The sequence below is a fragment of the Lentibacillus sp. L22 genome, assembly GCF_040812445.1.
GTDB lineage: Bacteria > Bacillota > Bacilli > Bacillales > Amphibacillaceae > Lentibacillus_C > Lentibacillus_C daqui.
Map to the genome: position 1 here is coordinate 12,893 of NZ_JBFNXI010000024.1, position 12,574 is coordinate 25,466.

The window sequence follows — 12,574 nt, forward strand, 5'->3', positions numbered from 1 at the left end:
TATCCCCCGATTTAATGCAAAGATCCGCTGATGATGTGCTAAACCGTCTATTAATTCCAATATCATCTCCCTTCTTTTTTCGTCATGTCTCTGTAATGGATAAAAAGGCTTTTTTATTCATAGTAATAAGCTATATGAACACGCTGTCGATGGACAAGGGGGAAACTTACCAGTGAATTTTATAACAAACACCGTACGAATCATTATCCGTTTTTTCTCGGAGCGATTCTATGACCAATCCGCACAAATGGCTTATTACTTTATGTTATCCTTGTTCCCTTTTCTTATTTTCGTTTTCAGCCTTATCGGATTTCTCCGGGTTGACCCAGATACTATTCTGGAAATGGTTGAACCGTTTGCACCCCAAGCAACTTACAATGTGATACGCAATACTTTGGAAAGTATCTTAGCCAAAGGACAGGGCCAATGGTTATCCTTTAGTCTGATTGCTGCATTTTGGCTGGCATCGATGGCTATTCAATCACTTGTACGATCATTAAACAAAGCATATAAAATCAGACGGAATCAGTCATTCTTTATGCAGGGAATTATGACCGATTTGCTAATCACCTTTGGCTTTATGATTGTTTTGTCCCTGTCACTAGTTATCCCGATTGTGGAGAATATTGTCCGCAATTTTGTGCTGACAAAGGTTACGGTCGAGGCACTATGGTACCGTTTATGGTTTTTTACAAAATGGGGGCTTGGTACCCTATTCCTTTTATTCTTCTTTACTATCTTATATAAAGTAATACCCAGCATTCACTTGCCATGGAAAAAGGTTTTTCCGGGAGCAATATTTGCAACAATCGGCTGGCAAGTTGTATCCATTGGCTTTGCAAAATATGTTGAAGTAAGTAATTACACGGAATTATACGGACAACTTGGAAGCATCATCGTTTTAATGATATGGTTTTATCTAACTGCGGTTGTGCTGTTAATAGGCGGGTTGATTAATGCATCGGTTTTTAACAATAAAGATGCTACCCGGAAGAGATACACAAAAAGTGACCATTAATTTCTTATCCCTTGTCATCGGTTAAAAGTAAAAGCAACCACTTCCATGGGTGTCCGCTAATTTCTTCTCAAATTTTATCACCATCTAATGTTGTCTTTATCTTAAGACCTCTAGTATACTATACATTTGAAATAAAAAAGAAAAGGTGAGTGAATGATGAAGAGATTAATCATCGCTTGTATTGCACTACTTGTACTTTCAGCATGTGGTGCCGGTAACGATGACACAACAGGGAAGGAAGAAGCAAACAGTAATACAAGCAGTAGTACAGAACAGGATAAAACTGGCAACTCAGAGGAGAATCATGCTGATGAAGATGATGTATCTGATGAAGAGGACACAAATAAAGATGACGAATCCGATGTTAATTCAAACAAGGATAATTCATCTCAGGACAAAGCTAACAACGATGCATCCAATCAAGCTGATGATAGTGATAAAAAGTTAGCGGAATATCCAATTTTTGAAGATAAAGTGGATATGACAGCATATACAATTGATATAAAAGAAGATAACCCACATAAACGAATTGTGCTTTTAAAAGATAAAGACGGAGAAGCCAAATACAAGAGTGTCTTTATCAAAAAGCCAAGCAGAATGAAACTCATTCAATTCGGCCACGGTGTATTGTTTGATGAGGTGATTGACTAAGCAGCGAATTTGCAAGGGATTTGCCTTTTGTCGGAGTGATTCTAAAACTACTATTGGAATAAATACAAAGCAGGCAATCGCTTATGGATAACAGGCACCTGTTCACAGAATTATCGTAAATATTAGCGATAACTTTGTGAACAGGTCGCCTTTTTTAAATATATGCTTTAACAATGGTGAACAAGGATAATAACCACAAAAAACCCGCACCCTTTAGAAGTCTGCTATTAATAGATATTCTTGTCACGTAAAATCATATCTGCAATCTCTGCAGCCTTGTCTCCACTTGCCCGTCCATTTTCATCTTGAATATTGACTGCAAAATAATACGTATGACCAGCCTTCGTAACAAAGCCAACAAACCAACCATTCACATCTTTTCCATCTACCGTACCTGTGCCAGTTTTTCCATATAATTGCCGATCGTTTTGCTCGCCAATTAAAAGTGCCTTTCTGATCGCTTGAATATTCTTCTCCTTAAAACCAAATTTATTTTCTTCCAACGCATATAATAGTTGCACTTGCTCAATTGGTGAAATTTTCAATGAGGATTCCATCCAATAACGATCCAAATTTCCCGAAAGATCCTCATTGCCATATTTTATTTTGTGAAAATAATTGTTTAGTTGTTTTCTGCCTACCTCTTGATCGATATGTTGAAAATACCAATTTACGGAGTTACCCAATGCGGTAGATAAATTTTGATTTTTGTTCCATTCTTGATAAGGATGAATCTGTCCATCCCACATTTGTTCACTATTATTCGCGGAAATAACATTTGATTCTAAGCCAAATAATGCGGAATAAATTTTATATGTGCTATCAGGAGAAACCCGCTGCCTGCTCATTTTTGAATTATAAATCTGATATTGTTTTTTCGATGCGTCATACAAAACAAAGCTGCCATTATAGCCATCAAAATAGGAACTTAAATCCTCGTATACTGTATTCTTCCCGTTAAAATCAAATACATCATCTGTACTAGCGATAACAGCAGTAAATGGAGTAAGCAATAACACAAAAACCCCTAGAACCGCACAGATGATTTTTCCTTTCCACTTCAATAACGGTGAATCTCTGTGAAAGTTAGCAATGTTTTGCACCCTCTGCTTTATTTGTTGTTTTGTTCCCCCTATTCCTGGGGCAAGCCGTCCGTACGAGCGTTCAGCACTTTTATCTGCAAAATGAATGATGGTATGCCCATATTCGATGTATTCCCTCTCGTCCAGCAGATTCAGAACACCAGCATCACAAGCAAGTTCCCGATCCTTTTGCATCCTTTTTAAGGCGAGCCATACAAATGGGTTAAACCAATAAATCGCTTGAACTAGCAGCATGACATAGTTAACGAAGACATCTTTACTTTTTTGGTGATACAACTCGTGTAAAAAAACGTATTTTAATTCAGCTAATGAAAATGTTTCTCGTGTCTTTTTTGGTAAAATGATATGTGGTTGTAAAATCCCCAGTGTGATCGGCGAAGTAACATTATCGGTTTCTGTTAACCTGATTTTTCTCTTCACTCCAACAACCTCTTTGCACGCTGCTAACATTTCATTTATTTTTCGATTTGGAATAGTAGTAGCTGATTTTTTTATTTGATGAATTTGATAGAGTGAGCAAATTGCCAAACCAATGAACATAGCTATTCCAATAACCCAAACCGTAATGAATGTATGATAGATAACATCCGGCGTTGACTTATTCACAGATACGGTAAAGTCATGCAATAGATCTGTATTTGAGGCAGCAGAATGATCTAATCTACTTATACTTTCACCTCTAAAAGTTGAGTATTTTCCAGTGGAGAGTAGGCTTTTAAGATATTGAGGTACCTCTCCAAGCCGGAAAATATTCCAAGGAAAAAAGGAAGTAACAAGGGACAATAAGAGAAAATACCAGATCTTATAATGTGTTCGAACTGACATATGTTTATACAATACTTTTTTCGTTATAAGAATGGCCAAAATCAAGAGGGATACCACTAGTGTACTTAACAAAAAACGGAGTATAAGGGTATCCATCATTTTTCCCCATCCTTCGTATCCCGCTTGGACAATATTTCCCTTAGTTCAGAAATATCCTCTTTTGACAACTGATCGTTTTCAATAAAATTTAATACCATGGAATTTAATGTGCCACCGAAAAACTTTTTAAGAAATGATTTACTTTTTTGTTCTACATACTCATGCTCTTGAACTAGTGATGTGTATACAAGTGCTCTTCCTTGTTTTGTTGTTTGCAAAGCTTTTTTCTTTACCAGTCTGGCAAGCATGGTTTGAATCGTATTCGGTTTCCAGTCAATTTCTTTTGATACCTTCTCCACTACTTCCGGCGTAGAAATCGGCTCATATTTCCAAACGACTTTCATCACTTCATATTCTGACTCTGATATTTGCGGAATTTCCTTCATGATGTCCCTCCCACTCTTACATCTGTAGTATTTATTATAGCAAGAAGGATCAATTTTTTAAAGCACATATCCATCTGTCAAGAGCGTGGCTATCACGGCTCATTAGAAAAGAAAAATATGAGGAATCAACCGTGAGCTTAGCTGTCACGGCTGATTGGTAAGGAACGGAAAAAACTATTAAATGAAAAATAAAGCGCCTACCCTCCAACTGGATATGTCGTAATCAATGCCCTTGGAAGTACTCATACAATTCATCTATGAACGATTTATTTAATTGAGTTGCTGAACTGCCAGCTTGATAATTTTCGACAAGTGATAGAAGAAGAAAATCATCATGATCCGTATCAAGAGCGAGTAGAAAGCTATTTTCATTCCCTTTTTTGCCTTGTTTCATTTTTAATTCCGCTGTACCCGTTTTGGCAGCTAACTGATGTTGTTGGTTGTACAGAGAATGGGCCGTTCCATTCGGATCACTTACCACCTCTGACAAATAGTTTTTTATTTTATTTGCTGTTGAACCAGTTATTGCCAATTTGGTTTTCCGTTCGCTTTTATTGTCCAGCAATTTGGGATAAACTATTTTTCCTTCGTTTTGAAAAACAGAATATATGGTTGCTTGTTGAATAGGAGAAATCGACAGTTCACCTTGTCCATAAGCGGTATCTGCCAGCAGGATTTCCGAACCAAATGTCGATTCATTAGAAATTTGCGCGGGACTCATGGCTATAGGTAAATCTAATTCCTCCCCAAAGATAAACTTATCTAAGCCATTTCTAAACGTTTTCTCTCCCATTTCCAAAGCTTCTTGCGCAAAATAAATATTATCGGAATAAATAAGCGCTTTACGCATATCTACATTTTGCACATTGGAAACACGGGTAACGGAATAACCTCCCCATGATTTGTTCTTTTGCCAACTTAAGCCATTTATTTTTCTAACCTTATTCGGATATGTCACTTTAGCATCCAGACCAATACTGGCAGTGATTGTTTTAAATGTCGATCCAGGTGCATAACCTGCAGCAAATCTTGAAATAAACGGCTTGTCTTTATCATTGGCGTATTTATCATATTCTTGTTGGGATACGCCCTGAACCATTTTATTTGGATCATAGGCAGGAGAACTGACCAGAGCATACAGACCTCCTTCTTTCGGATTCATTACGACGGTAGAACCGGCTTTTCCCTTTAGATGTTTAAACGCCTTCTTTTGGATATACCTATCTATTGTTAGCTGAACATCTTTCCCGTCTTCTTTTTCTACCTTTTGAATTTCCTTTTTTTCATTCCCTTGCTCATCGACAATAAGTATTTCTCCTCCGCTTTTACCGCGTAACTTCTTATCAAAAGCTTTTTCCAGTCCGGATTTTCCAATCATGTCCCCTTCAGCCAATGTTGGGTTTTTATCCAAGTCTTCCTTGGTTACTTTTCCTACATATCCAATTAAATTAGCCGCTGCTTCCTTCAAAGGATAATAGCGCTGCTTTGTATTTTGATAGGAAACTCCGGGCACTTTTTCTGCTTGGTCGGATTCAATTATTTTAAGAGGAATGAATAAATCATCCTTCACCCAGCTTTGATCTAATTTCTCATTTATCTCATCTATTGATATATCAAAAGTTTGACTAATTTCTTGCAGACGATTTTCTCTTTCATTGCCTTGAGATAAATCTTTCGGTACGATTCCAACCCATTTAAAATCTTGGTTTATTGCCAATCCATGGCCATGATGGTCTTTAATCTCCCCTCGTTCCGGTTTCCAATCATGAAAGGCCACTTTATCTTTACCTTCCATCCCAGGGAAGATTAACGATGGCTCCCATTTCACTAAATAATTACCATCCGTTTTAATAATTTTTGCATGATATTTCACATTCTTTATTGTTCCCAAAGGGGTTGTCAAGCTTAATTGATAAGAGAGCTCTTGTTCATGGTTGTTTATTTTTTCTAATTTAATTTTGGAAGCATGTATTTGATTAATATTGATTCCGTTAAATATGTCTTTATATTTGTCTATTACTTCATCCAAGGTATAATCCAATGCAGTATATGATTTTTCTTCAAGTACACCACCTAATTTATCATAGTTTTTGTTCTCCAATATTTGAATAAATATATCTGCCACTTCCTGAACTTGGTTGCTATCATTTTTATGTAATAATTGAAATAGGCCAAAGCCGCCTATCCCTGTTAAAACAATAATGGCTACAATAATAAAGGGGTTAATTCTCTTCTTTTTGTCTTCGATTCTGCTTCTCAAACGCTTCACCTCATTTTTCCTTTATCTCAATTATTACAAGTGTAGTATTTTGTGTTAACTACATGTGTAGTAATTGAGATAATTATAGCATATGTTTTTCAAATAGCAAATCAAACAATAAGGTTAAACCAAATCCATGAGAATTTCCCAGTACGCTTTACATACCCATTTTGTGAAAATTGTCGATAATTGCAAAACGATTAATAGAGGAATTTTGCTTACATTGTAGAAAACAATAGTATAAGGATAATCCGTTTAAAACCAAAACAACAACTTAGGAAGGTGAATCGTATGTTTAAGGAGATTCTCTTAAAGTGGATGCCACGCAATGACCAAAGTGCCTCGGAAAAAAAGCTGACTAGGGTGATGAAGCATTTAAAAATTGAAGATTATAATTTCAACTGGGATCGTACCAGCTGCGTCATTGAATTTCGTTTCCAGGGGAATTCCTACAGACTGGAACACACGCTGGAAAAAGCTAAAAAAAAGGGGATTCTTTTAAAGAACGGACTGGATTGTTTAACGGAATTGACAGATTCCCTTGAAGATCTATGCAGAATCAACAACAGAGGCACTAATAAATTTGAAACATGGATATCAGGCATGAGACAGTCAACCCCGGGGCAGGAGATACCTGAATTTGAAGAAGAATTTCAAATCAGATATAAGTCATCGGGGAAGAAGAACTATTCAGAGTATAACGATGAGGAATATTCACCGAGGAGGGATATGGATCAACGCTATCAAAACCGGATGAACCAGCGGTCTTCGCGTCAATTTGATCCTTTAATTTAATGAACGCACAAAAAGCTAATAAACAAAAATCCATTTTGAAAAAAGTTTGTTCAAAATGGATTTTTGTTTTTTGCAATGTTCATGGTGATATTTATGTTGTGCGATGAATAACTTAATAATTAGGTATGTAACGGATAAAGTAAATTTGTCACGCATTTTCACTTTATAGGGGTGATCGATGTTGTCAATGAATCCCACAGCAAAAAAGCTTTTGCAACTATACGAGCAAATTCTTCTAAAGCAATCCAGCGTATCCAATTACCCGACTCCTCATCAGCGGTTCAGTGCCAAAAACTTGATTGCTTTCATCGAACTTCAAAATAACGTGGAACCATTCATGCTGGATTATTTAAGAGCCAATGGATTAGTGCTAACTTATACCGATCATATACGCGAAGGATTACATAAAACCTGTATGAATCTGGGAATTGGTGCGAAACTCCGACCAGCTCCCATGAACCAATATCATGAAGCGATCAAACGGAAAAATTCCATATTAAATACTCGCCAAAGTGATACACCTGAAGTGATGGTAACACTGGATCTAAATACCCCGGAAGAATCAATAAAGGATTTTTTGTCCCGGGGTATGACAATTGCCAGAATTAATTGCGCCTATGGTACCTGGGAAGAATGGCAAAGGTTGGTACAATCTATTCGATGGATGGAAGAACAATTACAAGCAAATGGAACCACTATCCCCCCTTGCAAAATCTATATGGATTTGTCGGGTCCAAAAATAAGGGTTGGTAAAATACAACGAACCACATATCCTTTAAAAATAAAAGTGAATAAAGACCGCTATGGAGCTCCATTAAATGTTAAAACGGGAATTCTTGTAACACGAGAAGACTTTAAAGATTTAAAACAAAACGGGTTTGATTTTATTATTCCATTAATTGTAAAAGAAAATTCGCCATTATTTTTGGTGGGAGACACACTTCAATTCAGGGATGCCCGTATGAAAAAAAGAAAGTTCACTGTTTCAGGCATCCATCCCAATGGTTATATCGTTACCATCAGCAAAACCTGTTATATCGGGGAAGGAACTGCATTATGTCACGCACCTTCCCACAATGTTTATCATATAGGGAAACTGGCAAGCAGCCCTGTTGATATTTTCGTTAAAAACGGTGACCGATTAAAAATACATTTATCTAATTATATGGAGGGGCAAGCAGCCACTATTAACAACCCAGCTGAAATATCCATTACCCTTCCTGATGCATTTGCCAATGTCAAAGTCGGAGAAAGTATTTATATTGATGACGGGAAAATACATGGAATCATTGAACACGTAGATGTTAACTTTATTATCGCAAAAGTTATCTATCCTGATACGCCAAAAAAAATAAAAGAAGATAAAGGGATTAACTTACCGGAAACCGCAATGAAATTACCCGCTTTTACCAGCAAGGATATGTACGATTTGCAATTTATTCACAAGTATGCTGATCTTTTGGGGGCATCCTTTGTCCATACTGCAGATGATCTCGCTTATTTACGGCTGATGATCCCAAAAAATAAAATAGCCAACTTGACAATTGTAGCTAAAATTGAAACAAGAGATGCTGTGAATAACTTCTCAAAGATATTATTGGAAGGGTTACATTTCCCAAAGTTTGCGGTCATGATAGCCAGAGGGGATTTGGCTAATGAAGTCGGGTTTGAAAAGTTATCTATCATTCAACATGAAATGCTGGCAATGTGTCAGGCAGCTCATGTCCCCGTAATTCTAGCTACACAAGTATTAGATACACTTGCAAAAAAAGGTGTGCCAGCACGGTCGGAATTAGCGGACGTGATGTTTGGCAGTTCATTTGATTGCATTATGCTCAATAAAGGACCCTATGCCGGAAAAGCTGTTGATTTCTTAAAGGAAACACTTCAGTTAATCGTCAAAACCCATCGTTATAACTACAAGTTTGTTCGTCGATCAAAACGGAGAGAATAATAGTGAAAACGCATCAGGAGGAGCGTAGTGTAATAAGCCTGCACTCCCCTGCTGAATTTTTCGGAAAGGATTATCCTTACTATATTGATGCAGTTATCCTGCTGTATTAACGCAACGCGTGGTAAAAATATTATATTTACAAAATCAGTCACATCAGTCATACTTATCGTATAATTAGAAGTGTATGTAGAGTCAGGAGGATACAAATGCATAATATAAAGCATATTTTAGAAGCAAAGGACTATGTAACAAGTAAGACAGAAATCGTACCTACAATTGGAATTATCCTAGGTTCCGGTTTAGGCGCGCTAGCCGATGAAATAACAGATGCAGTCAGAATCCCTTATAACGAGATACCTCATTTTGCTCAATCCAATGCGATCGGCCATGCAAATGAATTAGTTATTGGGAACTTGAACGGAAAGAATATTGTAGCCATGAAAGGCAGATTCCATTATTACGAAGGCGTGTCATTGGACCAGGTTACATTCCCGGTTAGATTAATGAAAGCACTCGGTGTCGAAAAATTAATGATCACCAATGCATGTGGTGCCGTAAACACCTCATTTGAACCTGGGGATTTAATGGTAATTACTGATCACTTAAATCTTGTTGCAAACAATCCGTTAATTGGACCAAATAACGATGAACTGGGTCCACGTTTCCCCGATCTTTCCGAGGTTTACAACAAGGAATTGCGTAATATTGTATTAGAAGTAGCGGAAGAACAAGGAACAAAAATGCAGCAAGGTGTATACGCATGGTGGACTGGCCCCGCCTATGAAACCCCAGCAGAGGTCCGTATGATTCGTACTTTAGGCGCAGATGCCGTTGGGATGTCAACTGTACCAGAGGCACTTGTAGCTGCACATGGAAACATGAAAGTAGTTGGTATTTCCTGTCTAACCAATATGGCATGCGGGATTTTGGATCAACCGCTTAGCCATGATGAAGTAATAGAAGTAGCAGCTTTAGTCAGAGAAAAGTTTTTGAATTTGGTAAAAGCATCCATTGCAAGAATGTAAGGATAAAATTGTTCAAAGCTAGACACTGATGCGCAACGGACAAGTACCCGTTGCGCAAATAAACCATTATTCAACACCATCATTGTACAGTTCAAAAACACCTTTTTTCATCCATAGATTGTTTTTAAATTCTTTCAACAACTACTCCACACAGTATCAGCGGTTTTGTACTTTTTTACGGCGATTTTTGAACATTATACGGCGTTTTTGAGTTATCATTCGGCGATTTCATCCTATTTTACGGCGATTTTCACACTTTTATCGGCGATTCCCAAATTGGCGGGTTAGGAAAATACTAATGAATATCTTGCTTCTTGAAGTTGCCGCCCTTCACTTCAGCCACATCATATACAGTAACAAAGGCGTATCTGTCAATTTTATAAATAATTTCCTTCATTTTACTGTCTTCTAAACGGTTAATGACACAAGTAATTTCTTTGAATCGTTCATTTGAATAACCGCCTTTAACCAAATTATATGTTGCACTACGGCCCAAGCGATCACGTATAGTTTCTACCATTGCTTCGGGTTTAGTTGTAATTATTTTATAGGTTTTGGAACCACTTAAACCTTCTTCAACGGTATGAATCACCTTAGATGCAATAAAATAAGCAATTCCTGATAAGAAAGCTCCGCGAAGACCGAAGACTGTGGAAACAATAATAAAAACAAACAAATTTAAGAATAAAATGAGATCACTGGTTCCAAAAGGCAATTTGCGGGAAAGTAATACCGCCAACATATCAATTCCATCCAAAGCACCGCCATTTCGTAATGCCAATCCCATACCAAAACCAATGACAATACCACCAATAACGGTTACCAACAATGTATCTCCTTGAATAATGGTTGGTATATGATGCATAATGCTCGTCCCAAATCCGAGCGATGCAATACCGATAACAGAATAGATAGCAAAACTTCTCCCGATTTGTTTATATCCCAAAAATATAAAGGGGATATTTAATACTGCAATTAGTATTCCAAGCGGTATTCCCGTTAATTGTGACCCAACGATACTCAGGCCTGTCACACCACCGTCTGATACACTGTTTGGAATTAATATCGACTCTAATCCATATGCTGCTATGAATGCACCAATAATAACTATAATTGCCTGTGATACCTGTTTTACTCTGCTGTTTCCTTTTTGTTCTGTTTCTGTACTCATTTTTTTCCTCTTTCCACACTGTTTTTCTTTTTGCTAACACGTGTTCATTCGCTTATGTAGTTCATATTATTAACATCCCCAATTTACTTCATTTTAATTTTTTGATCCCCTCTCTATATATATGTACAGTTTGCTATATTTAAAAAACGCCGCTAACATTATACACCTATCATTCCGCAAAAATAAAATAGAAAGGAAATAAGATTAACGAACTAATTCGGGTAATTAGAAACCGCCCAATGACCTGGAGCATTGAGCGGCAAATGTGTAATTTATTATTCTTTATTCTTTTACAGCATGGATATAATGAACCGTTTCATATGCGGATAAGTAATCTTTCCGGTTACGAAAGAATTGTTCATTTATCTTAGCCGGCGATAAATGCTCATAAATTAGCAAACCCGCATTTTCCAACATTGCTTCGATTTCATTGTAAGTGAAACACGACTTCATTGGTTCGCCACTTGCTGCAGCCATTTTGACCATGTTTTCAACTCGATTGGATAATCCCTTTTTTTTAAAGAGTTCTTCATCCGCATAATCAAAAACGATCGAACTTCCTGCTGGTATTTGGTTAAACAAACGATTGATCAAAATTGAATTTTCCTCTTTCGTTAAATAATACGAAACACCCAATAAACTAAAGAAGGATTTTTTGTTTTTAAAGCCTTGATCCGTTAGACTTTGATAAGAAAACGCCTGGGTGAAGTCCATGGGAATAAAATGGAGGTTACTTGGTATTTCAAAACCCACATTATCAAGTCTTTTCTTTTTAAATTCTTGTGTAGCTGCATAATCAATTTCAAATATTTCTATGCTGCTTTCCAATTCCGGGTGACGGAAACAAAACGTATCTAACCCGGCTCCAAGTATGACATACTGTTTTACCCCTAAGCTAATTTCATGAAGTAATACTTTTTCGCAATATGCAGCACGTGCCAAGGCTATTGGAGAAAGCTGGACTTGCGTAATCCATTTTAAAATTTCTTCCGGGTTATTTTTAAACCTTTCCGCTATATCTTTGTTGAAAAACTGTATGCCTTGCATCATGTTCTCGCTGATATCATGAAACTCTTGTTCAGAAATTAAATCTTTTGCAATAAAATCATCGAAAATTTTTGGTGTGTCATACTTACTGTGATATGCTCGGCCAAAAGCCGATATTAAGGAAGTTAAACTTGACTCATTCTGCTTCATACAATTACCCTCCGCATAATCAAAAATAAGATTCCCCTGGCCAGGAGAATCTTATTATACACAAGAGTGTTTAAATTGTAAATTATAGCA

The 12,574-nt window shown here is 36.9% G+C and carries 10 protein-coding genes; 5 read left to right on the forward strand and 5 right to left on the reverse strand.

Annotation, left to right across the window (positions count from 1 at the left end):
* The first annotated feature begins 172 nt into the window (after nucleotides 1–172).
* Complete coding sequence (locus ABRT01_RS11445) at nucleotides 173–1,018, forward strand: YihY/virulence factor BrkB family protein (protein ID WP_367747237.1); 846 nt, start codon at nucleotides 173–175, stop codon at nucleotides 1,016–1,018.
* Between the two features lie 156 nt (nucleotides 1,019–1,174).
* Complete coding sequence (locus ABRT01_RS11450) at nucleotides 1,175–1,669, forward strand: hypothetical protein (RefSeq protein ID WP_367747240.1); 495 nt, start codon at nucleotides 1,175–1,177, stop codon at nucleotides 1,667–1,669.
* Between the two features lie 227 nt (nucleotides 1,670–1,896).
* Here the strand turns inward: ABRT01_RS11450 and ABRT01_RS11455 are convergent, their stop codons facing one another.
* The 3 genes from ABRT01_RS11455 to pbp4 form a co-directional block, all read right to left on the reverse strand.
* On the reverse strand, nucleotides 1,897–3,696 hold the full coding sequence (locus tag ABRT01_RS11455) for a BlaR1 family beta-lactam sensor/signal transducer (RefSeq protein WP_367747243.1): 1,800 nt from the start codon (nucleotides 3,694–3,696) through the stop codon (nucleotides 1,897–1,899).
* Nucleotides 3,693–4,082, reverse strand: coding sequence for a BlaI/MecI/CopY family transcriptional regulator (locus ABRT01_RS11460; protein ID WP_269411005.1), 390 nt, complete (start codon nucleotides 4,080–4,082; stop codon nucleotides 3,693–3,695). The genes ABRT01_RS11455 and ABRT01_RS11460 overlap by 4 nt, the downstream gene beginning before the upstream one ends.
* Nucleotides 4,083–4,305: 223 nt before the next feature.
* Nucleotides 4,306–6,342: a penicillin-binding protein PBP4(5) gene (gene pbp4 / locus ABRT01_RS11465; RefSeq protein ID WP_367747246.1), complete on the reverse strand. Its 2,037-nt coding sequence runs from the start codon at nucleotides 6,340–6,342 to the stop codon at nucleotides 4,306–4,308.
* 291 nt (nucleotides 6,343–6,633) lie between these two features.
* Between pbp4 and ABRT01_RS11470 the strand changes: the two genes are divergently transcribed.
* The 3 genes from ABRT01_RS11470 (at nucleotide 6,634) to ABRT01_RS11480 (ending at nucleotide 10,116) form a co-directional block, all read left to right on the forward strand.
* The gene (locus ABRT01_RS11470) at nucleotides 6,634–7,137 is read left to right on the forward strand and encodes a hypothetical protein (protein ID WP_269411001.1); all 504 of its coding nucleotides are present in this window, start codon (nucleotides 6,634–6,636) and stop codon (nucleotides 7,135–7,137) included.
* Between the two features lie 187 nt (nucleotides 7,138–7,324).
* Nucleotides 7,325–9,091: a pyruvate kinase gene (locus ABRT01_RS11475; RefSeq protein ID WP_269411000.1), complete on the forward strand. Its 1,767-nt coding sequence runs from the start codon at nucleotides 7,325–7,327 to the stop codon at nucleotides 9,089–9,091.
* Nucleotides 9,092–9,297: 206 nt separating this feature from the next.
* Nucleotides 9,298–10,116, forward strand: coding sequence for a purine-nucleoside phosphorylase (locus ABRT01_RS11480; RefSeq protein WP_269410999.1), 819 nt, complete (start codon nucleotides 9,298–9,300; stop codon nucleotides 10,114–10,116).
* A 295-nt stretch (nucleotides 10,117–10,411) separates the two neighbouring features.
* Here the strand turns inward: ABRT01_RS11480 and ABRT01_RS11485 are convergent, their stop codons facing one another.
* The gene (locus ABRT01_RS11485) at nucleotides 10,412–11,287 is read right to left on the reverse strand and encodes a YitT family protein (RefSeq protein WP_269410998.1); all 876 of its coding nucleotides are present in this window, start codon (nucleotides 11,285–11,287) and stop codon (nucleotides 10,412–10,414) included.
* 282 nt (nucleotides 11,288–11,569) lie between these two features.
* Nucleotides 11,570–12,484 (reverse strand): class I SAM-dependent methyltransferase, encoded by a 915-nt coding sequence (locus ABRT01_RS11490; protein WP_269410997.1) that lies wholly within the window; start codon nucleotides 12,482–12,484, stop codon nucleotides 11,570–11,572.
* Nucleotides 12,485–12,574 lie beyond the last annotated feature (90 nt).